The sequence below is a fragment of the Rathayibacter sp. AY1B8 genome (assembly GCF_002932775.1).
Classification (GTDB): Bacteria; Actinomycetota; Actinomycetes; order Actinomycetales; family Microbacteriaceae; genus Rathayibacter.
Window position 1 is genome coordinate 44,483 of record NZ_PSWJ01000002.1, and the last position, 26,923, is coordinate 71,405.

Genomic DNA, 26,923 nt, shown 5'->3' on the forward strand with positions numbered 1-26,923 from the left:
GCCGGGCCCGGTCAGACCTTTCCGAGGATGTCGGCGACGAAGATCAGCGTCGCGCCGCCGGGGATCCCGCCCTGGGGGGAGCCCTGGTCGCCGTAGCCCTGGTCGGGCGGGATGACCGCGATGACCTGGGATCCGACGGGCTGGCCGATGAGGGCGTCGGCGAATCCGGCGATGACTCCGCCCTGCGTGGTCGAGCCGTCGGCGGCCGTGAAGACGGCGGGAGCGCCCTTCTCCCAGCTGGAATCGAACACCTTCCCGTCGCTCCACTGCCAGCCGGTGTAGGCCACGACGACCTGGTCGCCCTCGGCGACGACGTCGCCGTCGCCCTTCTTGAGCTGGGCGATGCGGAGGTCGGACGGCGCGTCGCCCGAGGGCATCGCGAGCCCCGGGCGTCCGTCGTCGCCGAGCGTCACCGTCGGGAAGCCGTCGGGCGCGGGCTGGACGGCGCCGTTCGCGCGGGCCAGCGAGGCCTCGCGGACGTCCGCGACGAGCACGAGCGTGTCGTCCTCCGAGATGCCGAGCTGCGACGAGGACTGGCCGAAGCCGTCCTCGGGGGCGATCGCGATGGCGACGCGCGAGCCGACCTGCGTGCAGAGGAGGCCCTCGTTCAGGCCGACGAGCCCGGCTCCGCCGACGCCGAAGCGGGCGGTGCTCGACCCGTCGTAGGGCGAGGTCTCGAGGACCGTGCCGTCCGCTCCGTTGACCAGGGTGTAGTCGATGGTGACGAGCTGGCCCTTCTCGAGGGGTGCGCCCGAGCCCTCGATGAGGGTGCTGACCTGCGTGCCGTCCGCCTTCAGCGGCGTCGGGACGCTGACGTCCGGCTTCGCTCCGAAGTCGCCCGTGGCGCTGACCGCCGCCGAGGAGTCGCCGGAGGAGAACGGAGCGTCGCAGTCCGCCTGCGAGGAGGACGCGGTGCATCCGGTGAGAGCGGCGACGATGCCGATGCCGGCGATGAGCGCGGTGGTCCTGCGCACGGGTCCTCGATTCGAGAGAAGGGGAGCGGTGACGCCCGGGGTGGAGACGGCCCGGAGGCCGGGAACAGCTTAGAGGATGCCCTCGTCGTCGGGCTCCGCGGTCTCCTCGCCGAACCCGCGGGCCCGGGAGAGCTCGGCGCTGGTGGCGGACTCGCGGACCCGCTTGCGCAGGCTCTTGGGGCTCACGGCGCGCTCGCCGAGCGCGCCGGGGGTCCAGGCCTCCACGTCCTCGTCGCTGAAGTCCGTCTTCGACGGGCGCCGCTTGAGCTCGGGGAGCACGGTGTCCGGAGCGAGCCGGCGAGCGGTGATGAGGAAGCCGGTGTGGCCGATCATCCGGTGGTCCGGCCGGACCGCGAGGCCCTCGACGTGCCAGCCGCGGACCATGGTCTCGTTCGACGACGGGTTCGTGAACAGGCCCGAGGCGCGGATCGCCTCCGCCGTCCGCGAGAGCTGCGTGACGGTGGCCACGTAGCAGAGGAGCACTCCCCCGGGCGTGAGAGCCTCGGCGGCGACGTCGAGGCACTCCCACGGCGCGAGCATGTCGAGCACGACGCGGTCGGCCTCGCCGGACGGGACCGTGCCGGGCAGCGCCTCGACGAGGTCGCCGACGGTGACGCTCCAGTTGTCGGGCGTGTAGCCGAGGAAGGTCTCGATGTTCGCCCGTGCGACATCCGCGAACTCCTCGCGCCGCTCGAACGACGACAGCCGGCCGGTCGGACCGACCGCCCGCAGCAGCCAGAGCGAGAGCGCGCCGGAGCCGACACCGGCCTCGACCACGCGGGCGCCGGGGAAGACGTCGGCGAGGGCGAGGATCTGGGCCGCGTCCTTCGGGTACACGATCGCCGCGCCGCGGGGCATCGACATCACGAAGTCGGCGAGGAGGGGTCGCAGCGCGAGGTGCTCGACGCCGACGGTGTTGGTCACCACCGAGCCGTCGGGCAGCCCGATCACCGTGTCGTGCTCGATGCCGCCCCGGTGCGTGTGGAACACCTTGCCGGGAACGAGCGTGATGGTGTTCATCCGCCCCTTGGGTCCCGTCAGCTGGACGCGGTCCCCCGCGCGGAAGGGTCCGGAATGTTGCAGTGCCTCACCGGTCATCGGCGGGCCTCCGTCTCGGTCGTGGCCGGGCCGGAGCCGCGGTGCTCGGAGGACACCGTCGCGAGGTCCGCGACGGTGCGGCCCGCGAGGGTGGGCCAGAGGGCGTAGGGGGCGGCGGGGTCGAGCTCCAGCTGGTGCGGGACGCCGATCGCCGCGGCTCCGGAGGCGACGGCCGCGCCGAGGCCCGTGAGGGAGTCCTCGATCGCGACGCAGGCGGCGATGTCGACGCCGAGGGTGCTCGCGGCGAGGAGGTACGCCTCGGGGTGGGGCTTGCTGCGCTCGACCATGTCGCCGCTGACGACGGCGGCGAAGGCGGGGAACGGGATCCGGTCCACGACGGCCGCGGCCATCCGCGAGATCGACATCGTGACCAGCGCCTGCGGCACACCCGCCTCGGACACCGCGTGCAGCAGCTCGAGCGCGCCCGGTCGCCACGGGATGCTCACGGCCAGCTGGTCGACGACCTCGTCGGTCATCCGGTCGATGATCGCGTCGACGGAGAGGTCGACGCCCTTGCCCTGCAGGATGCGGGCGGCGGCGGGCAGGCCCGAGCCGACGAGTCCCATCGCGTCCTCGTGGGTCCACACTCCGCCGAAGGAGGAGACGAGCGCGTGCTCCGACGCCATCCAGTACGGCTCGGTGTCGACGAGCGTCCCGTCCATGTCCCAGAGGACGGCGGCGGGGGCGGACGCTCCTCCGAGCGGCTCGGAGGACAGCGGCCGGGCGGAGGTCTCGGGAGTCACGAGCGACCATGGTACCGGCAGGGCCGCGCCCCTCCCCGGCCGCGGGCCGAGAGCGAACAGCGCGGCCGATCCCGCCGGACGGGACGGGCGGGGCCGGGGGCGGTCCTATCCTGGACGGAGGGACAGGCGCGGTGTGCGCTCCCCGCACATCGAGCCGAACGCGGAGATCCTGCCTATGAACGTGATCACGGGGAACGTCCTGGTCGTGGCCTTCGAGGGCTGGAACGACGCCGGGGACGCCGCCAGCGGCGCGCTGCGGCTGGTCAAGGACGCCGGGGAGTACGTGCCCCTCTTCGCCGTCGACGCCGAGCAGTACTACGACTTCCAGTACACCCGCCCCATGCTCTCGATCGGCGAGGACGGCCGCCGCAGCCTCGCCTGGCCCGGCACCCAGATCTTCGGCCCGGCCGACACCTCGGTCGACGCCGAGAGCGCGCTGTACCTCATGATCGGCACCGAGCCCTCGCGCAGCTGGAAGAGCTTCGCCGCCGAGGTCGTCGACGCCATGCTCGCGATCGACATCTCCGCCGTCGTCTTCCTCGGCGCGATGCTCGCCGACGTCCCGCACACCCGGCCGATCTCGATCTTCGCCTCGAGCGAGAACGCGGAGCTGCGGAGCTCGTTCGAGCTCGAGCGCTCCAGCTACGAGGGGCCGGTCGGCATCCTCAGCGTGATCGGCGAGGCCGCGCAGAAGGTCGGCATCCCGGCCGTCTCGATCTGGGCCTCCGTCCCGCACTACGTGCACAACGCGCCCTCGCCCAAGGCGATGCTGGCGCTGCTCGAGAAGCTCGAGGAGGTCGTCGGCCTGGCGATCCCCCGCGGCGACCTCGTCGAGGAGGCGGAGGAGTGGGAGCGCGGCATCGACGCCCTCGCCGCCGAGGACGAGGAGATGGCGTCGTACATCGCCCAGCTCGAGCAGGCGCGCGACACCGTCGACTCGCCCGAGGCGAGCGGCGAGGCGATCGCCCAGGAGTTCGAGCGCTACCTGCGCCGGCGCGGCGACGGCCGCTCCGGCGAGGAGCCCTGGCGGCCGTAGCCTCCGCCGGCGCCCGCTCGTCCGAGACGGTCGTCGATCACTGGACTGTTCCCGACCGATGACACTCCGGGCCGCTCTGACGGGACTCGAGCCGTTCGGGACTCGAGCCGTCCGGGACTCGAGCCTGACGGGGTTCAGGCCGGGCGCACCCCGAGCAGGGCGTCGACCGCGTCGCGCAGGAGCGACGGGTCGTCCACGCCCTCGGTCAGTGCGGCGTCGACGACGGCGAGGGCGGCCGGAGTGCCGAGGTCGTCGGCCAGCGCCTCGCGCAGCTGCGCCAGCACCTCGAGCGCCGAGCGCGGTCCGACGGCGGCGAGGGCCGACTCCCAGCGCGCCAGGCGCGCCTCGGCCGACGGCAGGTCCTCGGGCAGCCACTCCCAGTCGGAGCGGTAGTGGTGCGCGAGGAGCGCGAGGCGGATCGCCCGCGGGTCCGCGCCCTCGCTCCGCAGACGGGAGACCAGCACCAGGTTCCCGAGCGACTTGCTCATCTTCTCGCCCTGGTAGGCGACCATCCCGGCGTGAGCGTAGGCGCGGGCCAGAGGACGGCCGGACAGCGAAGCGGCGTGGCCTGCGCTGAACTCGTGGTGCGGGAAGACCAGGTCGCTGCCGCCGCCCTGCAGGGTGAACTCGGGTCCGAGCCGGTCGAGGGCGATCACCGAGCACTCGATGTGCCAGCCCGGACGGCCGCGGCCGACCTCGGCGTCCCAGGCGGGCTCGCCGGCGCGCTCGGCCCGCCAGAGCAGCGGATCGAGGGGGTCGCGCTTGCCGGCGCGCTCCGGGTCGCCCCCGCGCAGCGCCGAGAAGCGGGCCATCGACTCCGCGTCGAGCCGGCTCTCGCTGCCCAGGTGCCAGACGGCGCTCTCGGCCGCGGCGATGTCGTAGTAGAGGTCGCTCGCGCCCTCCTCCGCCGCGTCCGGAGCAGCGACGCGGTAGGCGACGCCGTCGCGCTCCAGGCGGGCGACCGCCTCCGCGATGGGATCCACGGTCTCGGTGACTCCGACGTAGTGCTGCGGAGGCAGGACGCGCAGGGCGGCCATGTCGCCGCGGAACAGCTCGACCTGCTCCTCGGCGAGGTCGCGCCAGTCGACACCGGTGGCCGTCGCACGCTCGAGCAGCGGGTCGTCGACGTCGGTCACGTTCTGGGCGTACTCGACCGTGTAGCCCGCGTCGAGCCAGACACGCTGGACCGTGTCGAAGGCGAGGTAGGTCGACGCGTGCCCCAGATGGGTGGCGTCGTAGGGCGTGATGCCGCAGACGTAGAGGCTCGCGACTCCGCTGGGCGCGTCGAGCTCGACGGGGCCCGCGGTCGCCGTGTCGTGCAGGCGCGGTGCGCTCCCCCGGCCGGGCAGGGCGGGGACGTCGGCGGCGGTCCAGGCGCGCATCTAGGCGGCGATCAGGCCGGTGGCGAGCGCGACCATCAGGACGACGCCGAGCACGATGCGGTACACGACGAACGGGAGGAAGCTGCGGCGGGAGATGTAGCTCATGAAGAACGCGATCACGACGAAGCCGACCACGAACGCGACGATGGTCGCCACGAGGGTCTCGAGCCCGCCGACCTGGACCTGGTTCGGGAGCACGACCGGGTCGCTGATGCTCTTGTACAGCTGGTAGAGACCGCTGCCGAACACCGCGGGGATCGCGAGGAGGAAGGAGTAGCGCGCCGCCGCCTTGCGCTCGTACCCGAGGAAGAGGCCGGCGGTGATGGTGCCTCCCGAGCGCGAGACGCCGGGGATCAGGGCGAGCGCCTGCGCGCCTCCGAAGATCAGGCCGTCGCGGACGCCCAGGTCGCGCAGGCGGCGCTTCTTCGCGCCGACCGCGTCGGCGATGCCGAGCAGGATGCCGAAGAGGATGAGGGTGGTGGCCACCACCCACAGGGAGCGGAGGGTCGTCTCGATCGCGTCCTGGAAGACGAGGCCGAGGACGATGATCGGAAGGCTGCCCAGGATGATGAGCCAGCCCATGCGGGCGTCCGGGTCCGAGCGCGGGATCCGGCCGACGAGGGAGCGCGCCCAGTGCGACACGATCCGCACGATGTCGCGCCAGAAGTAGATGATGACGGCGGTCTCGGTGCCCAGCTGCGTGATCGCGGTGAACGCGGCTCCGGTGTCGCGGCCGCCGAGACCGGGCAGCAGCTCGCTGACGATCCGGAGGTGGGCGCTGGAGGAGATGGGGAGGAATTCGGTCAGACCCTGGACGAGTCCCAGGATCAGCGCGTCGAGCAGGCCCATGCGTCACTTTCGAGGAGGGCTGGGGCGTCGTCGGCCAGCAGTCGGTCGGGATCGGTCGGTGCTGACCCGGTCCGCGGCGCCGTCAGGAGCTCAGCAGGAGATCGGTCAGGACCTTCCTGCCAAACACTAGTGCGTCCAGTGGAACGCGCTCGTCGACCCCGTGGAACAGCGCCGGGAAGTCCAGGGTCGACGGCAGCTGGAGCGGCGCGAACCCGTATCCGGTGATGCCGAGCGTCGAGAGCGCCTTGTTGTCGGTGCCTCCGGAGAGCAGGTACGGGAGGACCTCGGCGCCCGGATCGAACCGGCGGATCGAGGCGGCCATGCTCTCGACGAGGGGGCCGGCGAAGGGCACCTCGAGTCCGATGTCGCGGTGCTGGACGAGGATCTCGACGTTCTCGCCCGCGAGGACCTTCAGGCGCTCGAGCACGGAATCCTCCTCGCCGGGGAGGACGCGCACGTCGATGGTGGCCTCCGCGGTGTCCGGGATGACGTTGGCCTTGTAGCCGGCCGACAGCATCGACGGATTGGCGGTGGTGCGCAGCGTCGCGGCGATGAAGCGCGAGGCGGTGCCGGTGGCGAGTGCCAGCTCCTCCGGAGTGCTGCGCTGGGGGTCGTGGCCGAGCAGGCGGGCGACCTCGTCGAGCAGCTCGCGCGTGGTGTCGGTGAGGCGCGTGGGCCACTCCTCGCTGCCGATGCGGGCGATCGCCTGCGCCAGCCGGGTGACGGCGTTCTCGGAGTTGATCTGCGAGCCGTGCCCCGCCGTGCCGTGCGCGCGGAGGGTCAGCCACATCAGCGCCTTCTCGCCCGTCTGCACGAGGTAGGCGCGCTTGCCGGCCAGCTCGATCGAGTAGCCGCCGACCTCGCTGATCGCCTCGGTCGCTCCGGCGAACAGCTCGGGCCTCTCACGGGCCAGGAATCCCGATCCCCGCACGCCGCCCGCCTCCTCGTCGGCGAAGAAGGCGATGACGAGGTCGCGGGAGGGGCGCCGCCCCTCGCGGAGGATGTCGCCGAGCGAGGCGAGGATCATCGCGTCCATGTTCTTCATGTCGACCGCGCCGCGGCCCCAGAGCATGCCGTCCTTGATCTCGCCGCCGAACGGGTCGACGCTCCAGTTGTCGGCGATGGCGGGCACCACGTCGAGGTGCCCGTGGACGACGAGGGCGCCGCGCTCGCGGTCCTCCCCGGCGACCCGCGCCACGACGCTCGTGCGTCCCGGGTCGGAGTCGATCAGCTCGGGCTCGAGGCCGAGGTCGCGCAGCTTCGCCGCGACGTACTCCGCGGCCGGGCGCTCCGGCTCCGCCTTCCCGTCGCCGTAGTTGCTGGTGTCGAAGCGGATGAGATCGCGCGCGATGAGCGCCGTCTCGTCGAGGGTGCTGTCGGTCACGGGCGCGCTGTCGATGCTGTCGGACATGCGGGCAACGGTACCGGCGCGGGCTCGACGGCGCGCGGAGGACGGTGGGCCGGGAGGTGGCGTGAGAGGCTCCGGAACCGTGCTAATGTCTTCTTCGGCCGCGGAAACGCAGGTCGAAGGAAACACTCGTCCGGGTGGCGGAAATGGCAGACGCGCTAGCTTGAGGTGCTAGTGCCCGTATAGGGCGTGGGGGTTCAAGTCCCCCCTCGGACACACTGATCGGAACCCCTCGTCTCTCCTCGGAGAGGCGGGGGGTTCCGTCGTTTCCGGCACCTCCCTCCTCGCGCCGGCGGGAGGGATGCTGTGGGCGGAGAGTGCAGACGCCCCGGCTCCTCACGAGGAGACGGGGCGGCTGCTGCATCGGACGGCGCTTCTGCAGCGGACGGGCGCTCCTGCACCGCAGGGCCCTCCCGCACGGACCGAGCCTCGGTGTCAGACGCCCACTGCTGCCGGCGACCAGCCGAGAGCCGGAGCGATCGATTCCACGACAGTGCGCAGGAGCCGCGCGTTGTACTCGACCCCGAGCTGGTTGGGAACGGTGAGCAGCAGCGTGTCCGCCTCCTGCACGGCGGCGTCCGCAGCGAGCTCGGCGGCGACGGCGTCCGGCTCGCCCGTGTAGCTGCGGCCGAAGCGGGCGCGGACGCCCTCGAGGGTGGCGACCTGGTCCTGCTCGCCGCGGCCGCCGAAGTACAGGCGGTCGAGATCGCTCGTGATCGGGAGGACGCTGCGCGAGACGGAGACGCGCGGGGTGCGCTCCCAGCCCGCCTCGCTCCACGCGGCGCGGTACTCGCGGATCTGGCGGGCCTGCAGCTCGTCGAAGGGCACGCCCTCCTCCTCCAGGAGCAGGGTCGACGACTGCAGGTTCATGCCCTGCTCGGCCGCCCAGCGCGCGGTCGCGAAGCTGCCGGCACCCCACCAGATCCGGTCCTCGAGGCCGGGCGAGCGCGGCTCGATCGAGAGCGGGAGCGACTGGCGCGTCATCGCAGGATCGGACTGCGCGACCGGCGCCCCGGCGAGCGCTTCCCGGAGGATCCGCACCTTCTGCCGGGCGAGGTCGGCGTCGGTCATCCCCTCCGGGGGGACGAAGCCGAACGCCTCGGACCCGCGCAGGGCCGTCTCGGGCGATCCCCGGCTGACCCCGAGCTCGAGCCGGCCGTCGGAGATCAGGTCGGTGGCGGCCGCCTCCTCCGCCATGTAGAGCGGGTTCTCGTAGCGCATGTCGATGACCCCGGTGCCGATCTCGATGCGGCGGGTGCGCGCGGCGATCGCCGCCAGCAGCGGGAACGGCGAGGCGAGCTGCGGCGCGAAGTGGTGCACGCGGACGTAGGCGCCGTCGATGCCGATCTCCTCCGCCGCCTCCGCGAGCTCGATCGTCTGGAGGAGGACGTCGCGAGCAGAGCGGGTCTGAGACCCGGGGACGGACTGGTAGTGGCCGAAGGAGAGGAAGCCGATGCGCGAGACCATGCCTGCCTCAGCGCCCGGGGGTCCCCCGCTATTCCCGGAGGGTGTGCACGGCGGTCGCCGAACCGCGACAGCGCTCCCGAGGAGTACTCAATACACGTATGGTGGTCGCGTGCCCGCTGATCGGGGCGGAGAGGGGTCGTCGTGGAGCCGATGGTCGGTCGCCTCGGGGCGACTCTCGGGGTCGCCATGCAGACGATCAGCGGGTCGCAGGTGCAGGCAGGCGCTCTCCGTCCGCAGCGGAACCGGTCGCCCGGTCGCGTCTCCGCGTCAGTGCGCCTCGAAGTCGGCGGAGACCGAGGCGGTGACCTCGATGTCCTCCGGCTTGAGGGCCAGCGGCTCCTCAGGAGAGGAGAACGCCTTGGCGCGGCTCATCATCGCCGAGCCGCCCTCGATGCGCGTATGCGGCCGCAGTCCCGGCTCGAAGAGGGTCAGCACCCGCACCTCGGTCAGGCCGAGAGCCGCCGCATAGGCCTCGGCCCGCTCGCGCGCGTCGCGGACGGCAGCGGTGCGGACCTCGCGCTCGATGCCCGCACGTCGTGCCGCCGTCACGTCCCAGTCGACCCCCGAGATCTGGATCCCCGGCACCTCCGAGATCGAGCCGACCCAGCGCCCGAGAGCCGCGAAGTCCCGGTACTTCACCCGGACCCCGGCGGCCGCGACATGGAACAGCTGCGTGACGTCCGAGTCCTTGATGTACCGGCGGATCGAGGAGACCGAGATCTGATCGGAGGACCACCAGGTGGCGGCGCCGGACGCCTGCTCGGCGGCCGCCTCCTCACGGACCCGCGCGTGCAGAGCGGTGACCTCGGCGAGCGCCTGGGGCCGGGATCGCGACTCGCGCCGGATCTCGAGGCGGACGGTGCCCCGCTCGGCGGGGTGGAAGTGCTGGGCGAGACCGGCGACGGTGATGGTGACCATGGCCCCATCGTGCCGTAAGCACCCCGTCAGCTCCGAGCGGCGAGCATCTCCCGGATGCGGTCGGCGAGGGCCCGCTCCGTCGTCAGGTTGCTGACCAGCTGGGCTCGGTGCCCCCCGCAGGCGCCCGGGAGGGGAGCTCCGCTGCTCGGGTCGACCCGGCCCAGCAGTGCCCGCTCCCCCTGGGCGATCGAGGCCTCGAGCAGGGCGAGCCGCCGCTCGAGCCTCTCGGTCTCGAAGCTCTCGGGCGTGATGTCGGACTCGCGGAAGTGGCCGGCTGTGGAAGTGGGGACGCTCATCGATGATCCGTTCCGTCGGGGGCGCCCAGGAGCGGCGCCATCACCAGGAAGACACCGGAGAACGGCGATCATGACGCGAAGGCGCGAAATGCACTGAGAAGTGGCGTGCCACCGGCGGTCAGGAGCGGAAGACGGCCAGGTTCTCGTTCTCCACGATGGCGAGGGTGCGGACGAGGCGGGTGTAGCGCTCGACGAGCTCGCCCTCCCCCGCGCCCTGTCCCAGCAGGGCCGAGATGCTCTCGGCGGGGAAGAGGGAGACGATCTCCATCGCGACGGCCCGCGCGTGCTCGGAGGAGAGAGTGCGCGCGTACTCCAGAGCGCGGGTCAGCTGCGGCCTCTCCTCCCCCTCCGGACTCGCCGACGGCGCCGTCGTGGCGGCATGCCCGAGGACCGCCACGAAGACGCGGGCGATCTCGTCGACCCGGAGTGCGCGGACCAGGGTCAGCAGACGCGAGGAGACGCGGGAGACGCCGCGCGCGAGGAGCTCTCCGCTGAGGGCGCGCACCTCGATCACGTCGCCGCCGCCGAACTCGCCGGAGACGCGCTTGATGCCCGAGGCGAACAGACTCGAGCCGGCTCCGATGCTCCGCTCGGCCTCGAGGTTGATCTCGACGCGGCCGCGGCCGGTGGCCACTCCGGAGATCCAGCGCTGCTCCACGGGCGGATGCGCGTGCACGGCGCGGACGAGGGTGCCCGGGCCCGGCCCTCCCAGGGCGCCCAGGATGACCTCGGGGGTGCGCGCCCCGGCGATCCTGGTCGAGACGCCGTTGTGCGCGGCGAGCTCGGCGGCCCGCAGCTTGGAGCGGATGCCCCCTCGGCCGGTACCGCCCTTCTGCACGCCGATGCGGCGCAGCTCCGAGATGCCCAGCTCCTCGAGGTGCACGCCCTCGGCGATGCTGCCGGCGAAGACGCCGGGGACGTCGGTGAGCAGCAGCAGAAGGTCGGCACCGAGGAGCATCGCCAATCCGCCGGCGACGCCGTCGTTGTCCGAGCCGGCGGAGTCGATCGTGTCGTTGCCGTTGACCACGGGCACGACTCCGGCGTCGAGGGCGTGGCAGATCGCCTCGGCGACGTGTGCCATCTGCCGGGGAGAGGCGAGGTCGGACTCGCCGATGAGGATCTGCGCGACCAGGGCGCCCGAGAGCTCGGCCACCGAGCGGTAGAAGCCCATCAGGACGGTCTGGCCCACCGCTGCCGCCAGGCGGGCGCTGATCGGCTCCTCCTGTGAGCGGGCGAAGAGCGCCCGGCCCGAGGAGACGGCGCCGGAAGAGACCAGCACGACGTCCCAGCCCAGCGCGCGGGCGGCGAAGGCGCTCTCGAGCGCGCTGGCCAGGAGAACTGGATCCGGACCCGACTGCTTGGTGACCGAGCTGGACCCCATCTTGACCACGAGGGTCCTTCTGCGCGGCGCGGCCGGGGCGGTGGCGTCGGAGTCGGCGGGGTCGGGCAGGGCGTCGGACATGGCTCCCATGGTAGAGGCGCGGCAGGAGGCCCTCCCTCGCCGAGACCCGGTGGAGAACGCCCCCGGACGGGGATGTCGGAGGCGGATGCGAGACTGCCCGGGACGTCTGGAACCTCCTCCTCAGTGCGCCTCGCCGGGCGGTCGCGGAAGGGTCCGAGCGGCTCGCCGGTGGATGTCGGTGGCGATTGACATACTCGAACACATGTTCGAACATGGGCAGATGAGCCCCCCTTCATCCCTCGTCTCCGCGGAGACGGCCGAGGCCGCAGAGCCCCTTCTGCGGCAGCTCGCGTCGGTGAAGGAGCTGCAGTCCCGCATCCGGGACATGCAGGCGACCACTCTCGAGACCAGGAGCCTCGCCACCCTGCCGGCCTTCTCCTCCGTGCTCCCGGGCGGCTCGCTCAAGCAGGGTGCCGCCTACTCGGTGGAGGGCTCGATGAGTCTGGCGATGGGGCTGCTCGCCGGCCCGTCCGCCGAGGGCTCGTGGTGCGGCGTGGTGGGCGTCCCGGAGTTCGGGGCCGAGGCCGCGGCCGGCATGGGGATCGACCTCGAGCGCCTGGTGCTCGTGCCCGCACCGGCCGAGCACTGGCTCACCGTCACCGCCGCTCTGGTCGATGTGCTGACCGTCGTGCTCACCCGTCCGCCCGCCTCCGTCTCCTCGGCCGACGTCTCGCGTCTGGGAGCACGACTGCGCCAGCGGGGTGCCGCGCTCGTGGTCCTCGGCGAGTGGCCCCAGGCCGAGGCGCGGCTCAGCATCCGCAGCAGCCGCTGGGAGGGGCTCGGCGACGGCCACGGCTACCTGCGCTCCCGGGAGGCGATGGTCGATGTGGTCGGCCGGGCCGGCACCCGGGTGCGCACGGTGCGGATGAGCATGCCCGGCGTCGAGAGCGCCTTCGGCTCCCGGGTCGAGCACGGCCGCCTGCACGAGCGGGCGGTCTGAGATGGCGAGCGCACCCGAGCTGCGGCGGACGATCCTCGTCTGGTGCCCCGACTGGCCCCTCCTCGCGGCCGCCGCCGACGCCGGCCTGGGCGCCGAGCACCCCCTGGCCCTCACGGAGAAGAGCCTGGTCTTCGCCTCCTCCCCCGCTGCCCGGGCGGAGGGGGTCCGGCGGGGCATGCGCGTGCGCGAGGCGCAGTCCCGTTGCACGGGTCTCGCCGTCCTCCCGTACGACCCGGTGCTCGACCACCGGGCGTTCGAGCCGCTCATCCAGGCGCTCGAGGAGATCACCCCGGGCGTCCAGCTGATCAGGCCCGGTCTGTGCGCGATCCGCGCCCGCGGTCCGCGCCGCTACTACGGGAGCGAGCAGAGCGCGGCCGAGGCGATCCTGCAGCGGCTGGCCGAGCTGGGTCTCCCCGACGCCCGCATCGGGATCGCCGACGGGCTCTTCGCCTCCGAGCTCGCCGCGAAGCACTCCGGCCGCCCCGTCGCCGTCGTGCCCCCAGGAGCAGCGGCAGGCTTCCTCGCTCCTCTCCCGCTCGACGCCCTCGAGACCGAGTCCGTCGCAGCCCCTGCCCGTGTTCCCCGCCGGGGGGACGACCTGGTGGCGCTCCTGCGCAGACTCGGCGTCAGCACCCTCGGCGCCTTCGCCGCCCTCCCTCGCGAGGACGTCGCCGCCCGGTTCGGACCGGAGGGCGCCCACGCGCACCTCCTCGCCGCCGGTGCGGAGTCGGAGACGGTGGTGCCCCGGCTCCCGCCGGAGCGTCTCGACCGGGCGATGGAGTTCGAGCCCCCTCTGGACCGCATCGACCAGGCCGCCTTCGCCTTCCGCGTCCCCGCGGAGGAGTTCGTCGCCGGGCTCACCCGCGCACAGCTGGTCGCGACCGCCATCCGCATCGAGGTCGTCAGCGAGCGCGGTGAGGTCTCCTCCCGGAGCTGGCTGCACCCGAGATGGTTCACCCCGGGCGACGTGCTCGACCGGGTCCGCTGGCAGCTGCAGGGCAGCGGGGAGATCGACACCGGTCTCGGAGCGCCGATCTCGCGGCTGTGCGTCGAGCCCGAGGCGGTCGACGCGATCGGCAACCACGAGCAGGGTCTCTGGGGCACCGCTCCGGAGGAGCGCGTCCACCACGGGCTGAGCCGCGTGCAGAGCATGCTCGGGCACGAGGCCGTGATGACCGCGTCGATCGGAGGGGGTCGATCCCTCCGCGACCGCCAGCACCTGATCCCCTGGGGCGACCGGGAGCCGGGCGACGCACGGCCGAGGACCCTGCCCTGGCCCGGCTCCCTGCCGCCGCCCCTCCCGCCGACGGTCTTCGCGGAGCCCGCGGCCGTGCTGGTCTGCGGATCGAGGGGCGAACCCGTCGCGGTCGACGAGCGCGGCGCCCTCAGCTCCGTGCCCGCCTACTTCACCCCCGGGACCTCTCAGGCACGCCTGGAGCCCCTCGCCGGATGGGCGGGTCCCTGGCCGATCGACGAGCGCTGGTGGGATCCGAGCACCGCCGTCCGCTACGACCGCTTCCAGGTGGTCGACGCCGCCGGTGTCGCCTGGCTGCTGCTCTGCCTCGACGGGGTCTGGGCCGCAGAGGCCCGCTACGACTGAACCGGAGCATCCCTCCACCACCGCGAACGAGCACCGAAGGAGCCCCGATGGGCTGGAACAACCCACCGATCCCCTGGTCGGAGTTCGAGCGCCGCCTCTCCAGCGGCAAGCGCGCCGACGGCACGGTCGTCCGGGGCGACGGCGGCGACAGTCCGGCCTGGTCGCACAAGCGCCCCGCCTACGTGGCAGGGGACGACGTCCGGCCGCCGGCTCATCCGGTGCCCTACGCCGAGCTGCACGCCCACTCCCACTTCAGCTTCCTCGACGGGGCGAGCAAGCCGGAACAGCTGGTCGAGGAGGCGGTCCGGCTCGGCATCGACACTCTCGCGCTCACCGACCACGACGGCCTCTACGGCATCGTGAGGATGGCCGAGGCCGCGCAGGGGCACGCCGTCCGCACGGCCTTCGGAGCCGAGCTCTCGATCGGGCTCACCTCGCCTCAGAACGGGGTCGCCGATCCGGAGGGGACCCACCTGCTCGTCCTCGCGCGCCGCGAGGAGGGCTACCACCGCCTCGCCCGTGCGATCACCACCGCCCAGCTCGCCGGAGCCGAGAAGGGCAAGCCGAGCTACGACCTCGAGGAGCTCGCGCGCGCCGCCGACGGCCACTGGATCGTGCTGACGGGCTGCCGCAAGGGAGCGGTCCGTCAAGCGCTCGCCGCCGCAGGAGTGGCCGCGGCCGAGCAGGAGGTCCGCGAGCTCGTCCGGCTCTTCGGTCCCGCCAACGTCCTCGTGGAGCTGTACGACCACGGGGATCCCCTCGCCTCGCGCGCCAACGACCAGCTGGCGGCGATCGCCGAGAAGCTCCGGCTGCGGACGGTCGCCACCGGGAACGTGCACTACGCCCGGCCGGAGGAGCGCCCCCTCCAGACGGCCCTCGCCGCGGTCAGAGCACGCCGGAGCCTCGACGAGATGGACGGGTGGCTCCCCGCAGCGGGCGGCGCCCACCTGCGCTCCGGCGCCGAGATGGCCGAGCGCTTCGGCCGCTACCCCGGCTCCGTGGAGAACACGGTGCGCGTCGCCGACGAGATCGCCTTCGAGCTCGGCCGAGTCCGGCCCCGGCTGCCGCGCCAGGAGGTCCCCGAGGGGCACACCTCGATGAGCTGGCTGCGCGAGCTCGTGCGCGAGGCCGTGCCGGCCAAGTACCCCCGCGCCGACGCCGACGTCCTCGCGCGCCTCGAGAAGGAGCTCGCGGTGATCGAGCAGAAGGACTTCCCGGGCTACTTCCTGATCGTCCACGACATCGTCCACTACGCCAAGCGGAACGGCATCCTCTGCCAGGGACGCGGCTCGGCCGCCAACTCGGCGGTCTGCTACGTCCTGGGCATCACGGCGGTCGACTCGATCTTCTACGACCTGCCGTTCGAGCGGTTCCTCTCCAGCATCCGCGACGAGGAGCCCGACATCGACGTCGACTTCGACTCGGAGCGGCGCGAGGAGGTGATCCAGTACGTCTACCGGAAGTACGGACGTCTGAACGCGGCCCAGGTCGCCAACGTCATCACCTACCGGCCCAAGTTCGCCGTGCGCGACATGGCCAAGGCCCTCGGATACAGCGCCGGGCAGCAGGACGGCTGGTCGAAGCAGGTCGAGCGGTGGGGGTCCGTCACCGAGAGCACCGACCACGACATCCCCGAGGACGTGGTCGCCCTGACCACCCGGGTGCTGGGCACGCCCCGGCACCTGGGCATCCACTCCGGCGGCATGGTGCTGACCGACCGGCCTGTGGGCGAGGTCTGCCCGATCGAGCCCGCCCGGATGGAGGACCGCACCGTCCTGCAGTGGGACAAGGACGACTGCGCCTGGATGGGCCTGGTCAAGTTCGACCTCCTCGGGCTCGGGATGCTCGCCGCCCTGCAGTACACGTTCGACCTCGTCGCCGAGCACGTCGGCGAGAAGTGGGACCTCTCCACCCTCCCCCGGGAGGAGAAGGGCGTCTACGACCAGCTCTGCCGCGCCGATTCGATCGGGGTGTTCCAGGTCGAGAGCCGGGCGCAGATGGGCACCCTCCCCCGGCTGCAGCCGCGCCGCTTCTACGATCTGGTGATCGAGGTAGCGCTCATCCGCCCCGGCCCCATCCAGGGCGGTGCGGTCCATCCCTACATCCGCCGCAAGCTCGGCGAGGAGCCGGTGACGTACCAGCACCCCCTCCTCGTGACGCCGCTCAAGCGCACCCTCGGCGTGCCGCTCTTCCAGGAGCAGCTCATGCAGGTGGCCGTGGCCGTCGGCGACTGCAACGCGGAGGACGCCGACCTGCTGCGCCGGGCGATGGGGTCCAAGCGCGGCACCGAGAAGATCGAGACCCTCCGCGAGCGGCTCTACCAGGGGATGGCCCGCAACGGCATCACGGGCGAGGTCGCGGACGACATCTACCTCCGGATCCAGGCCTTCGCGAACTTCGGCTTCGCCGAGAGCCATGCGATCAGCTTCGCCCTGCTGGTCTACGCGAGCGCCTGGCTCCGCCTGCACTACCCCGCCGCGTTCACCGCCGCGCTGCTCAGGGCGCAGCCCATGGGCTTCTACGCCCCGCACACCCTGGTCGCCGATGCCCGGCGTCACGGAGTGGAGGTCGTCTCGCCCGACGTCAACCGCTCCCTGGCGCCTCCTGGGCTCGAGGCGAAGGAGGATGCCCCCGCACGCCGGAGGAGCGGCGCCGCCTACGGGAGCGACGACTGCCTCCGCGCCGATCAGCCGCCCACGGGACTGTTCGACCGCACCGAGCACTTCCACACGGACGACCACAGGCGCGACAGCGGCTTCGTGATCAGGCTCGGGCTGGCCGGGGTGAAGGGCATCGGCACCGCGCTCGCCGAGCACATCGTCGCCGAGCGCGAACGCGGCGGACCCTACGCGAGCATGGCCGACCTCTCGCGTCGGGTCGGCACGACCGCGGCTCAGCTGGAGGCCCTCGGCGCCGCGGGCGCCTTCGACTCGCTCGGTCTGCAGCGCCGGCAGGCGCTCTGGGAGGCCGGCACCGCCGCAGGCGACCGCGAGGAGTTCCTCGCCGGCTCCACGGTCGTCGTGCAGCCCCCGCTCCTGCCGATGCTCTCCCCTCAGGAGCGCGTGGTCTTCGACTTCTGGGCCACCGGCATCTCGCCCGACGACCATCCGCTGCGCCACCTCCGCGAGGGACTCGCTCGCCGCGGCGCCCGCTCCTCGGCCGATCTCCCCGCCATCCCCTCGGGGACCCGGATCGAGGTCGGCGGGGTCGTGATCCACCGCCAACGTCCCTCCACAGCCGGTGGAGTGACCTTCCTCAACCTCGAGGACGAGCACGGGATCCTCAACGTGATCTGCTCCGTCGGAGTATGGAACCGCTACCGCCGCGTGGCCCGCGAGGCACCCGCCCTGCTGGTCAGGGGGATCCTCGAGCGCTCCGACGAGGGGGTGACGAACCTCATCGCCGACAGGTTCGAGACCCTCAAGGTCGGCGCTCGCACCACCTCCCGCAACTTCCGATGACCCCTCAGCGGCACCGCCCGCTCGCCCCACGAGAAAGCGACACCATGACCACTCTCGACCACGCCGCCCCCGCTCCGCACCTCGATGCGCCGCTCCTGAACGACCGCGAGCTGCGCGAGCGCGTCTCCTCGCTGATCGGACCGGCCTACCGCCGGGCCCTGTGGCCGATCTTCCTCGACCGCGACGGCGTGCAGCTGCCGATCCTCTACCCGGTGGACGGACTCCCCGTGCACCCCGACGAGGAGAAGACCGAGCGGATCGTCGCCACCCTCGCCAAGGCCGTGGCGCACCAGGACGTGGGCTCGCTCGCCTTCGCCCTGGAACGTCCCGGGCGCGCCTTCCTCGGCGAGACCGATCGGGTCCTCGCCCGTCACCTGGCGGCGGCGTGCCACAAGCGGGCCATCCCCCTCCGCGCGCTCCTGCTCGTCCACGACGAGGGAGTGCGGGTCGTGACCGCGACGGAGTACGCCGCGGTCACGCTCTGAGCGCTCGGGCCCCAGGCGGCCGTTCAGGACATCGGCGGCCGGCCACCTGAACAGCCTGCCGCCACGGAGCTCAGGTGCTCAGGCGCTCAGGCGCTCAGCGTCACCAGCAGCGAGGAGGCGCCGAGATCCACCTCGGTGTCCCCGGGCTGCACCGCGTACTCCCCGACGCCGAGCAGCGTCTCCGCCACCTCCGGCAGGGCGATGCGGGCGGCGGACTCGCCGACGTTGATCGCCACGGTCACCCGACCGCGGCCGAGAGTAAGCCAGCGGGCCTCCTCGTCGAACTCCACGCGGAGCGACCCGAAGCGCGGGTCCGTCAGCTCGGGGTAGCGGCGGCGGATCACCGCCAGCTCGCGGTACACCTCGAGGGTGCGGGCGTGACGCCCCTCCCCGACCTCGGACCAGTCGAGCCGCGAGCGCAGGAACGTCTCCGGGTCCTGCGGGTCGGGCACGACCTCCGGGTCCCAGCCCATCTTCGCGAACTCCTCGATGCGGCCCTTCGCCGTCGCCTCGCCCAGATCCTTCTCCGGGTGCGAGGTGAAGAACTGCCACGGGGTCGACGCCGCCCACTCCTCGCCCATGAACAGCATGGGAGTGAAAGGGCCCAGCAGCGTCAGAGCAGCGGCGATCGCGAGACGGCCCTCGTCGAGGGACGCCGTCAGACGGTCGCCGACCGCCCGGTTGCCGATCTGGTCGTGGTTCTGGCTGCAGACCACCAGGCGCCAGGTCGGCATGTGCTCGGTGTCCACCGGACGGCCGTGGTGACGGCCGCGGAACGTCGAGAGGGTGCCGTCGTGGAAGAAGCCCCGGGTCAGCACCTTCGCGAGGGCGCCGAGCGGCGCGAAGTCCTCGTAGTAGCCCGTGGTCTCCCCGGTCAGCGCGACATGGACCGCGTGGTGGAAGTCGTCGCTCCACTGCGCGTCGAGCCCGTAGCCGTGCGCCTCCCGCGGAGTGATCAGCGTCGGGTCGTTGAGGTCGGACTCGGCGATCAGCGTCAGAGGGCGCCCGACGTGGGCCGACAGCACGGCCACCTCGCTCGCCATCTCCTCGAGCACGTGCACGGCCCGCTCGTCCGAGAGGGCGTGCACCGCGTCCAGGCGCAGGGCGTCGACGTGGTAGTCGCGCAGCCACATCAGAGCGTTGTCGATGATGTACCCGCGGACGGTGTCCGAACCCTCGCCGTCGAGGTTGATCGAGCTGCCCCAGGTGTTGGCCTTCTCGTTCTTGAGGTACGGGCCGAACTCCGGCAGGTAGTTGCCGCTCGGGCCGAGGTGGTTGTAGACGACGTCCTGGACCACGCCGAGGCCGGCACGGTGGGCGGCGTCCACGAAGCGCTGGTACGCCTCGGGTCCGCCGTACGGCTCGTGCACGGCGTACCAGAGGACGCCGTCGTAGCCCCAGTTGTGCGTTCCGTTCACCGCGTTGACCGGCAGCAGCTCGATGAAGTCCACGCCGATCGAGCGCAGGTGCTCGAAGCGCTCCCCCGCCGCGTCCAGGGTGCCCTCGGGTGTGAACGTGCCGAGGTGCAGCTCGTAGATGACGGCGCCGGCGAGCTCGCGCCCGGTCCAGGCGGAGTCGCCCCACTCGTGCGCCGAGGGGTCGAACGTGCGCGAGAGCTCGTGCACGCCCTTCGGCTGGCGGCGCGAGCGGGGATCCGGCAGCGGACCACTGCCGTCCACCCGGTACCCGTAGTCGACCTCGCCGGTGGCCGGAGCCGACGCGGGCGCCCGCCACCATCCGTCGTCTCCGTGGCGGGTCATCGTCAGCGACGAGTCGTCGCCGAGAAGGAGCTCGACCGTCGAGGCCTCGGGGGCCCAGACGTCGAACCGCTCGGGCCCGGTCGTCGGGAGTGCGTAGCGGTAGGGAGTCGTGCTGATCACTGCTGTCTCCAGGAGGGGTCGGATCGGTCTGCGGTGCGGTGGCGGAACCGGTCAGGAGACCGGGGCGAGCAGTGCCACGGGGTAGTCGGCGAGGATCTCGGCGACCGGAGTCACTCCTCCCGCGAAGGTGCGGCCGGTGAGGACGTCCTCCATCGGGTGCCCGGGCAGGACCACGACCGTGCCGTTCCACCCGCCCGAAGCGGCGAGGCCCTCGGGGAGCCGGGTCGCGACGGTCAGCGCGCCGCCGCGGTCGAAGGCGATCGCGTGCTCGGCGGCGGGCCCGATCGCGGGGACGGCGGCATAGCGGGTGAACAGCTCGGGGCGGTCGCGGCGGAGCCGGAGGGCGCGCGAGATGACGAGGAGCTTCGCGGCTCCCTCGGCGTCGATCGCGGGCTTCCAGCCGCCGTCGATCCGCTCCAGCAGCGCTCGACGCTGCCCGAAGTCGACCTCGCGGCGGTTGTCCGGGTCGACGAGGGAGGTCTCCCAGAGCTCGCTGCCCTGGTAGACGTCCGGGATGCCCGGGGCGGTGATCTGCACGAGCTTCGCGGCGAGGCCGTTCGACCAGCCGGCGGCCGACACCCGCTCGACGGTCTGCTCGACCAGCCGGCGGACGGCGGGCTCGTCGAACGCCGCGTCGATCGCCGCGTGCATCCGCTTCTCGAACTGCTCGTCAGGAGCGGTCCAGTGCGTCGAGTCGTCGGCCTCGCGCGACGCCTTCTCGGCGTAGGCGTGCAGGCGCTCGCGGCTGGCGGGCCAGGTCCCCACGACGGCCTCCCAGAGCAGGTGCTCGATCGGGCCGTCGCCGAAGCCGACGAGGTCGTGGAGCTCGCGGAGCGTCGCCGCCCACGCCTCCGGGTCCTCGGCCAGTGCGGTGATGCGGGCACGGGTGTCCTCGCCGCGCTTCGTGTCGTGGGTCGAGAGCGTGGTGAGCGAGGCGGGGAACGAGGCCTGGCGCACGGCCTGGCGGCGGTGGAACTCGACCAGGTCGATCGCGAACTCGTCCGGGTCCGCTCCGACCTCGTTCAGCGAGGTGAGGCGGCTGAAGCGGTAGAACGCCGTGTCCTCGACGCCCTTCGCCATCACCATGCCGGAGGTCTGCTGGAAGCGCACGGACACCGGCGTGCCGGTCTCGCCGAGCGCCGCGGCGACCTCGTCGATGGTCGCGCGGATCTCGGGACGGCGGCGCACGGCGTCGACGCGGGCGTGCTCGAGGTGCTCCGCTCCGTAGGGGAGGTAGCTGCGGTAGACCGGGTAGGTCGCCAGGAGCTCCGCCAGCGCGTCGTCCGCTCCCTCGATGCCGGGGATCAGGCGGGCCAGCCGCAGGACCTCGGAGCGGAGGATGCCGTCGGCGATGCCGCGCTTGGTGTCGTGGATGAGGTCGGCCCACTGCAGCGGGGCGCCCTTTCCCGTGAGCTCGGCGTCGAGGCCCTCCAGCACGGGGCGGGCGTCGGGGTCGACCAGGATGCGGTCGACGTCGGCCAGGGCGTCGTAGCCCGTGGTGCCGACGGTCGCCCAGTGCGGCGGGAGCTCCTCGTCGCCCTCGAGGATCTTCTCGACCCAGACCGGGGCGCCGCCGATCGCGCGGGCCAGGTCGTCGAGGTATCCGCCCGGGTCGGCCAGGCCGTCCGGGTGGTCGACGCGCAGGCCGTCAGCGAGCCCCTCGGTGAACCAGCGGACGATCTCGGCGTGCGAGGCGTCGAACACCTCGGGCCGCTCGACCGTGATGGCGGCGAGGGTGTTCACCGCGAAGAAGCGGCGGTAGTTCAGCTCGGCGTCGGCGCGGCGCCAGTTCACGAGCTCGTAGCTCTGGCGCTCGTGCACCGTGCGGCCGGAGTCGCCGGGCTCGGCGGTGCCGGGCGCGATCGGCAGGCGGTTCTCGTAGTAGTGCAGCTCGTCGCCGACGACCTCGAGCGCGTCGAGCTCGCTGTCGCTGTCTCCCTCGCTCGCACCGTCGCCGAGGATCGGCACGCGCAGCTTCCCGCCCCCCGCCTCCCAGTCGATGTCGAAGGCGGTGGCGTAGCGGGAGGACTTCCCGTTCCTCAGCAGGTCCCACCACCACGAGTTCTCGCTCGGGGTCGCGACGCCCATGTGGTTGGGGACGATGTCGATGAGGACGCCGAGGCCCTCCGCCCGCGCCGCGGCCGAGGCGTTCGCCAGGCCGGCCGCGCCACCGCGGTCGGGATCGACCTCGGTGTGGTCCACCACGTCGTAGCCGTGGTCCGAGCCGGGCTCGGCCTTCAGCAGCGGCGAGAAGTACAGCCAGTCCGCTCCGAGCGCGCGCACGTAGTCGGCGACGCGGGCGGCGTCGTCGAGGTCGAACGCCGACCGGATCTGGAGGCGGTAGGTGGAGGCGGGCAGACGCACGTCAGGCTCCTGTCGAGGGTGCGGTCGCGGAGTCGGTCGACTCGGCGTGGGGGCTGGTGGGTCCCGTCGAGGAGACGATCGGGATGGCCGAGGTGGCGGCCAGGGACGCGAGCGAGGCGGCGACCGAGTGGTCGACCTCGGGCTCGGGGGTGCTGTGCTCCTGGAGGATGACGAGCGACTTCGCCTGGACGGTGAGCACCGCCCCCGCCGGACGCGGGATCGAGTCCGCCTCGGCGCCGGCGGTGTCGACGAGGACGCTCCACTCGAGCGCGTACTCGTCGCTCGGGATCGCGAACTCGACGTCGACGTCGTCGGCGTTGAAGTACAGGAGGAAGCTGTCGTCGGTGACGGGGCGTCCGCGCTGGTCGCGCTCGCGGATCCCGTTGCCGTTGAGGTAGATGCCCACCGATCGGCCGAGACCGGAGTCCCAGTCGGACGGGGACATCTCGGTGCCGGCAGCGGTGAACCAGACGATGTCGGGCAGGGGCTCGCCGTCGCCGCGCAGGACGGGGCGGCCGTCGAAGAAGCGCATGCGTCGGAAGGTCGGGTGCTCGGCGCGCAGGCGGATGAGCGCCGCGGTGAACTCGAGCAGCGGCCGGTCGGCGTGCGCCCAGTCGATCCAGGTCAGCTCGCTGTCCTGGGCGTAGGTGTTGTTGTTGCCGTTCTGGGTCCGGCCCAGCTCGTCGCCGTGGAGGATCATCGGAACGCCCTGGGAGATCAGCATCGTCGCGAGGAAGTTCCGCTGCTGGCGCGCCCGGAGCGCGAGCACCCGCGGGTCGTCCGTGGGCCCCTCCACGCCGTGGTTCCAGGAGCGGTTGTGCGACTCGCCGTCGTTGCCGTCCTCGCCGTTGGCGTCGTTGTGCTTCTCGTTGTACGAGACCAGGTCCCGGAGGGTGAAGCCGTCGTGCGCCGTGACGAAGTTGATCGAGGCGACCGGGTAGCGGCCCGAGTGCGCGTAGAGGTCGGCCGAGCCGGTGAGGCGGGAGGCGAACTCCCCCAGCGTCGACGGCTCGCCGCGCCAGAAGTCGCGGACCGTGTCGCGGTACTTGCCGTTCCACTCCGTCCACTGGGGCGGGAAGTTGCCCACCTGGTAGCCGCCCGGCCCGACGTCCCACGGCTCGGCGATCAGCTTCACCTGCGAGACCACCGGGTCCTGCTGGACGAGCTCGAAGAAGGTGGAGAGCCGGTCGACGTCGTAGAACTCGCGTGCCAGCGCCGAGGCGAGGTCGAAGCGGAAGCCGTCGACGCGCATCTCCGTCACCCAGTAGCGCAGCGAGTCCATGATCAGCTGGAGCGAGTGCGGGTGGCGCACGTTCAGGGTGTTCCCGGTGCCGGTGTAGTCCATGTAGTAGCGCTTGTCGTCGTCGACGAGGCGGTAGTACGCCTCGTTGTCGATGCCGCGGAACGACAGCGTGGGGCCGAGGTGGTTGCCCTCCGCCGTGTGGTTGTAGACCACGTCGAGGATGACCTCGATGCCGGCAGCGTGGAGCGCCTTCACCATGCTCTTGAACTCCTGGACCTGCTGGCCCTGGTCGCCCGTGGAGGAGTAGGTGTTCTGCGGAGCGAAGAAGCCGATCGTGTTGTAGCCCCAGTAGTTCGAGAGGCCCTTGTCCATCAGCGTCGAATCGTTCACGAACTGGTGCACGGGCATGAGCTCGATCGCCGAGACGCCCAGGTGCTTGAGGTGGTCGATCACCGCGGGGTGGGCGACTCCGGCGTAGGTGCCGCGGAGCTCCTCCGGCACGTCGGGATGCGTCTTGGTGAGCCCCTTCACGTGCGCCTCGTAGATCACGGTGCTGTCGTAGGAGGTGCGCGGGCGGCGGTCACCGGCCCAGTCGAAGAAGGGGTTGATGACGACGCCCATCATCATGTGCGGCGCCGAGTCCTCGTCGTTCGTCGAGTCCGGGTCGCCGAAGGTGTACGAGAAGAGGGACTGGTCCCAGTCGATCTCCCCCGAGATCGCCTTCGCGTAGGGGTCCAGCAGCAGCTTGTTCGGGTTGCAGCGGTGGCCGGCATCGGGGTCGTACGGTCCGTGGATGCGGAAGCCGTAGCGCTGGCCCGGCTGGACCTGCGGAAGGTAGCAGTGCCAGACGTAGGCGTCCGACTCCTGGATCTCGACGCGCGTCTCGGTGCCGTCCTCCTCGAAGAGGCACAGCTCGACGCGCTCGGCGATCTCACTGAACAGGGCGAAGTTCGTGCCGCTTCCGTCGAACGTCGCGCCCAACGGGTAGGCGGTTCCGGGCCAGGTCTCCACGAGACTCCTCAGGGGATTGTTCTCGGGCAGTCCGGGAGACGCCGATGTGCGGTCTGCGGATGCCCGACGTCGGGGGTGATGGTCCGTCACTTCCGCGACGGACCGACTGCTCAGCTTAGCGAGCGTGTCTCGAGCATTCCCCTGACGGTCAGCGCTCATCGCGCGGTCCTCCTCCGGTGGTCACGACCGGCGGCCGGAACCGCCGTCCGGTTCGTCCTGCGGGCGCGTGAGCGGGCAGGTCGTTCCGGTGGGTCACGCTCGAACAGTACGGTCGCGCCCGGTCCGCCGGGGAGGGCTGGCGCCGCGCCGGGTGCATCGGCTAGAACGCGCCGGAGGGACTGTCCGGCGCACGCGGAGGGGCCGGCCGGGCTGGGCGGGAGCAGCGATCGGCCCCGTCGTCAGGGCCACGTCGCCACGGACCGGGGCGCCGCACCGCGATCAGTGCGAGCCGAGCCTGCGCCGCAGGAGATCGATCCGCGCCTGCAGCTGGGTCACGCTCGCCTGCGCCACCGCGGGTCCGCCGCAGAGCCGGCGCAGCTCGGTGTGCACCTGGCCGTGCGACTCGCCCGTCCCCCGTGCCCACAGGCCGACCAGGGAGTTGAGCAGGCTGCGCTGCTCCTTGAGCGTGCGGTAGAGCGGTGCCGGGATCTCGCTCACCGGCTCGGCCGGGGCCGCCGCCCCCGCGCGGCTGCCGGCGCGCTTGGCCTGCCGCTGCTGCCGGTGCTGGAGGAGCTCCCGCACCTGGTCGGGCTCGAGGAGCCCCGGCAGGCCGATGAAGTCGAGCTCCTCCTCGCTCTCGACCTCGACCTCCATCCCGAACTCGGCGCCCTCGTAGACGACGCGGTCGAAGGTGGCGGCCGAGCCGATCGACTCGAAGCGGCCCTCCTCCAGGAGATCCGAGGACGCCTTCTCGCTGCGCTCGGCGTCGGCCATCAGGTCGGCCTCGGGGTACTCCTCGTCGTCGGAGGTCCTGCGGTCGAGGGCGTGATCGCGCTGCAGCTCCATCGAGCCCGCCAGCGCGAGCAGGCCGGGCACGTTCGGGAGGAACACCGAGGCGGTCTCGCCGCGGCGCCGCGCGCGCACGAAGCGGCCGATCGCCTGGGCGAAGAACAGCGGAGTCGACGCCGATGTCGCGTAGACGCCGACGGCGAGCCTCGGCACGTCGACGCCCTCGGAGACCATGCGGACCGCGACCATCCAGCGACTGGTGTCCTTCGCGAACTCCTCGATCCGGTCGCTCGCCTCCTTCTCGTCGGAGAGCACGACGGTGACGGTCTCGCCGCTTATCTCGCGGAGCATCGCGGCGTAGGCGCGCGCGGTGTAGTGGTCGGTCGCGATGACCAGGCCGCCGGCGTCGGGCACGGCGCGCCGCACCTCGGTGAGGCGGGTGTTGGCGGCGCGGAGGACCGAGGGGATCCAGTCGCCCTTCGGGTCCAGCGCGGTCCGCCAGGCCTGCGAGGTGATGTCCTTGGTGTTGCCCTCGCCGAGCCGCGCCTCCATCTCGTCGCCGGCCTTCGACTTCCAGCGCATCTGCCCGGCGTAGACCATGAACAGCACCGGCCGGACGACGCCGTCCGCGAGCGCGCGGCCGTAGCCGTAGGCGTAGTCGGTGAGCGAGGTGCGGATGCCCTCCTCGTCCGGCAGGTAGCTGACGAACGGGATCGCCGCCGTGTCCGAGCGGAACGGCGTCCCGGTCAGCGAGAGCCGGCGGACCGCGGGCTCGAAGGCCTCGCGCACCGCGTCGCCCCAGCTGAGGGCGTCGCCGGCGTGGTGCACCTCGTCGAGGATGACGAGGGTGCGGCCGGACAGGGTGAGCTCGCGGTGGAGCTCGGCGCGGACGGCGACCTGCGCGTAGGTGACGGCGACGCCGTGGTAGTGGCGGGCGTGGCGGCCCATGCGGTTGGTGAAGGTCGGGTCCAGGCGGATGCCGACGCGGTGCGCGGCCTCGGCCCACTGGCGCTTGAGGTGCTCCGTCGGAGCGACCACGGTGATCCGGTCGACCGTGCGGTTGTGCAGCAGCTCGGCGGCCAGCCGCAGCGCGAAGGTGGTCTTGCCCGCGCCCGGGGTCGCGGCGGCCAGGAAGTCGCGCGGCTCGTGCTGGAAGTAGGCCTCGAGCGCCTCCGCCTGCCAGGCGCGGAGCTTGTTCGCGGTACCCCACGGTGCCCTGCCCGGGAACGACGGGGACAGGTGCTCAGCGGCGGAGGTGCCGACCTGATGACCGAAGCTCGAGGGACTGTTCACGTGGACCGAATCTAGCCGACGCCTCCGACAGCGGCTCGGTCTCCGCGGCCCGCCGGGAGGCGCAC

Annotated in this window: 19 protein-coding genes and 1 tRNA gene; 6 read left to right on the forward strand and 14 right to left on the reverse strand. The window is 72.3% G+C overall.

The annotated features are described in order from the left end of the window. Positions 1 to 11 precede the first annotated feature (11 nt). The 3 genes from C5C63_RS01815 to C5C63_RS01825 all read right to left on the reverse strand — a co-directional run bounded on the left by C5C63_RS01815 (position 12) and on the right by C5C63_RS01825 (position 2,815). Positions 12 to 974, reverse strand: a complete 963-nt coding sequence (locus C5C63_RS01815) for an FKBP-type peptidyl-prolyl cis-trans isomerase (RefSeq protein ID WP_104292096.1) — start codon at positions 972 to 974, stop codon at positions 12 to 14. Positions 975 to 1,043: 69 nt separating this feature from the next. Next, positions 1,044 to 2,072 carry a tRNA (adenine-N1)-methyltransferase gene (locus C5C63_RS01820; protein ID WP_104222012.1) on the reverse strand — a complete coding sequence of 343 codons (1,029 nt, stop codon included), beginning with the start codon at positions 2,070 to 2,072 and terminating at the stop codon, positions 1,044 to 1,046. Beyond that, positions 2,069 to 2,815, reverse strand: coding sequence for an HAD family phosphatase (locus tag C5C63_RS01825; protein WP_258059822.1), 747 nt, complete (start codon positions 2,813 to 2,815; stop codon positions 2,069 to 2,071). The genes C5C63_RS01820 and C5C63_RS01825 overlap by 4 nt, the downstream gene beginning before the upstream one ends. Before the next feature lie 175 nt (positions 2,816 to 2,990). On the opposite strand from C5C63_RS01825, the gene C5C63_RS01830 reads away from it, so the two are divergent. Then, a complete protein-coding gene (locus C5C63_RS01830) occupies positions 2,991 to 3,851 on the forward strand; it encodes a proteasome assembly chaperone family protein (protein ID WP_104222142.1) in 861 nt (286 codons plus the stop codon). Positions 3,852 to 3,985: 134 nt separating this feature from the next. Here C5C63_RS01830 and mshC read toward each other — a convergent pair whose 3' ends face one another. From mshC to C5C63_RS01845, 3 genes are all read right to left on the reverse strand, one after another. After that, a complete protein-coding gene (mshC, locus tag C5C63_RS01835) occupies positions 3,986 to 5,233 on the reverse strand; it encodes a cysteine--1-D-myo-inosityl 2-amino-2-deoxy-alpha-D-glucopyranoside ligase (RefSeq protein ID WP_104222010.1) in 1,248 nt (415 codons plus the stop codon). After that, entirely contained in the window at positions 5,234 to 6,082 is an 849-nt protein-coding gene (locus C5C63_RS01840; RefSeq protein WP_104222008.1) for an undecaprenyl-diphosphate phosphatase, read from the reverse strand. 82 nt (positions 6,083 to 6,164) lie between these two features. Next, a complete protein-coding gene (locus C5C63_RS01845; protein ID WP_181067716.1) occupies positions 6,165 to 7,493 on the reverse strand; it encodes a M20/M25/M40 family metallo-hydrolase in 1,329 nt (442 codons plus the stop codon). Positions 7,494 to 7,621: 128 nt separating this feature from the next. On the opposite strand from C5C63_RS01845, the gene C5C63_RS01850 reads away from it, so the two are divergent. Further along, positions 7,622 to 7,706: transfer RNA gene (locus C5C63_RS01850), tRNA-Leu, on the forward strand. A gap of 219 nt (positions 7,707 to 7,925) precedes the next feature. Here C5C63_RS01850 and C5C63_RS01855 read toward each other — a convergent pair. The 4 genes from C5C63_RS01855 to proB form a co-directional block, all read right to left on the reverse strand. Beyond that, positions 7,926 to 8,957, reverse strand: coding sequence for an LLM class flavin-dependent oxidoreductase (locus tag C5C63_RS01855; RefSeq protein ID WP_104232608.1), 1,032 nt, complete (start codon positions 8,955 to 8,957; stop codon positions 7,926 to 7,928). A gap of 267 nt (positions 8,958 to 9,224) precedes the next feature. Next, positions 9,225 to 9,875, reverse strand: coding sequence for an SIMPL domain-containing protein (locus C5C63_RS01860; RefSeq protein ID WP_104225267.1), 651 nt, complete (start codon positions 9,873 to 9,875; stop codon positions 9,225 to 9,227). A 26-nt stretch (positions 9,876 to 9,901) separates the two neighbouring features. Continuing rightward, entirely contained in the window at positions 9,902 to 10,171 is a 270-nt protein-coding gene (locus C5C63_RS01865) for a hypothetical protein (protein WP_104254998.1), read from the reverse strand. Between the two features lie 118 nt (positions 10,172 to 10,289). Continuing rightward, the gene (gene proB, locus C5C63_RS01870; protein WP_181068353.1) at positions 10,290 to 11,633 is read right to left on the reverse strand and encodes a glutamate 5-kinase; all 1,344 of its coding nucleotides are present in this window, start codon (positions 11,631 to 11,633) and stop codon (positions 10,290 to 10,292) included. Between the two features lie 220 nt (positions 11,634 to 11,853). Between proB and C5C63_RS01875 the strand changes: the two genes are divergently transcribed. From C5C63_RS01875 to C5C63_RS01890, 4 genes are read left to right on the forward strand one after another with little or no spacing between them, the layout of a single operon-like run. Beyond that, a complete protein-coding gene (locus tag C5C63_RS01875; protein WP_104292098.1) occupies positions 11,854 to 12,573 on the forward strand; it encodes a hypothetical protein in 720 nt (239 codons plus the stop codon). Between the two features lies 1 nt (position 12,574). Further along, positions 12,575 to 14,173 (forward strand): DNA polymerase Y family protein, encoded by a 1,599-nt coding sequence (locus C5C63_RS01880; protein ID WP_104292099.1) that lies wholly within the window; start codon positions 12,575 to 12,577, stop codon positions 14,171 to 14,173. 47 nt (positions 14,174 to 14,220) lie between these two features. Then, on the forward strand, positions 14,221 to 17,634 hold the full coding sequence (locus C5C63_RS01885) for an error-prone DNA polymerase (protein ID WP_104292100.1): 3,414 nt from the start codon (positions 14,221 to 14,223) through the stop codon (positions 17,632 to 17,634). A 44-nt stretch (positions 17,635 to 17,678) separates the two neighbouring features. Continuing rightward, on the forward strand, positions 17,679 to 18,119 hold the full coding sequence (locus tag C5C63_RS01890; protein WP_104221992.1) for a hypothetical protein: 441 nt from the start codon (positions 17,679 to 17,681) through the stop codon (positions 18,117 to 18,119). 86 nt (positions 18,120 to 18,205) lie between these two features. Here the strand turns inward: C5C63_RS01890 and treZ are convergent, their stop codons facing one another. The 4 genes from treZ to C5C63_RS01910 all read right to left on the reverse strand — a co-directional run bounded on the left by treZ (position 18,206) and on the right by C5C63_RS01910 (position 26,858). Then, the gene (gene treZ, locus C5C63_RS01895; protein WP_258065368.1) at positions 18,206 to 19,999 is read right to left on the reverse strand and encodes a malto-oligosyltrehalose trehalohydrolase; all 1,794 of its coding nucleotides are present in this window, start codon (positions 19,997 to 19,999) and stop codon (positions 18,206 to 18,208) included. Positions 20,000 to 20,050: 51 nt separating this feature from the next. Next, positions 20,051 to 22,363 carry a malto-oligosyltrehalose synthase gene (gene treY / locus C5C63_RS01900; protein ID WP_104325409.1) on the reverse strand — a complete coding sequence of 771 codons (2,313 nt, stop codon included), beginning with the start codon at positions 22,361 to 22,363 and terminating at the stop codon, positions 20,051 to 20,053. A 1-nt stretch (position 22,364) separates the two neighbouring features. Beyond that, positions 22,365 to 24,617 (reverse strand): glycogen debranching protein GlgX, encoded by a 2,253-nt coding sequence (gene glgX, locus C5C63_RS01905; protein WP_104232615.1) that lies wholly within the window; start codon positions 24,615 to 24,617, stop codon positions 22,365 to 22,367. A 438-nt stretch (positions 24,618 to 25,055) separates the two neighbouring features. Continuing rightward, positions 25,056 to 26,858, reverse strand: a complete 1,803-nt coding sequence (locus C5C63_RS01910) for a DEAD/DEAH box helicase (RefSeq protein ID WP_104292102.1) — start codon at positions 26,856 to 26,858, stop codon at positions 25,056 to 25,058. Between the last annotated feature and the right edge of the window lie 65 nt (positions 26,859 to 26,923).

Coding starts and splice junctions, on each gene's coding strand:
- C5C63_RS01820 (WP_104222012.1), bottom strand. CDS start 2,072: ATGACCGGTGAGGCACTGCAACATTCCGGACCCTTCCGCGCGGGGGAC.
- C5C63_RS01830 (WP_104222142.1), top strand. CDS start 2,991: ATGAACGTGATCACGGGGAACGTCCTGGTCGTGGCCTTCGAGGGCTGG.
- mshC (WP_104222010.1), bottom strand. CDS start 5,233: ATGCGCGCCTGGACCGCCGCCGACGTCCCCGCCCTGCCCGGCCGGGGG.
- C5C63_RS01840 (WP_104222008.1), bottom strand. CDS start 6,082: ATGGGCCTGCTCGACGCGCTGATCCTGGGACTCGTCCAGGGTCTGACC.
- C5C63_RS01845 (WP_181067716.1), bottom strand. CDS start 7,493: ATGTCCGACAGCATCGACAGCGCGCCCGTGACCGACAGCACCCTCGAC.
- C5C63_RS01855 (WP_104232608.1), bottom strand. CDS start 8,957: ATGGTCTCGCGCATCGGCTTCCTCTCCTTCGGCCACTACCAGTCCGTC.
- C5C63_RS01860 (WP_104225267.1), bottom strand. CDS start 9,875: ATGGTCACCATCACCGTCGCCGGTCTCGCCCAGCACTTCCACCCCGCC.
- C5C63_RS01865 (WP_104254998.1), bottom strand. CDS start 10,171: ATGAGCGTCCCCACTTCCACAGCCGGCCACTTCCGCGAGTCCGACATC.
- proB (WP_181068353.1), bottom strand. CDS start 11,633: ATGTCCGACGCCCTGCCCGACCCCGCCGACTCCGACGCCACCGCCCCG.
- C5C63_RS01875 (WP_104292098.1), top strand. CDS start 11,854: ATGAGCCCCCCTTCATCCCTCGTCTCCGCGGAGACGGCCGAGGCCGCA.
- C5C63_RS01880 (WP_104292099.1), top strand. CDS start 12,575: ATGGCGAGCGCACCCGAGCTGCGGCGGACGATCCTCGTCTGGTGCCCC.
- C5C63_RS01885 (WP_104292100.1), top strand. CDS start 14,221: ATGGGCTGGAACAACCCACCGATCCCCTGGTCGGAGTTCGAGCGCCGC.
- C5C63_RS01890 (WP_104221992.1), top strand. CDS start 17,679: ATGACCACTCTCGACCACGCCGCCCCCGCTCCGCACCTCGATGCGCCG.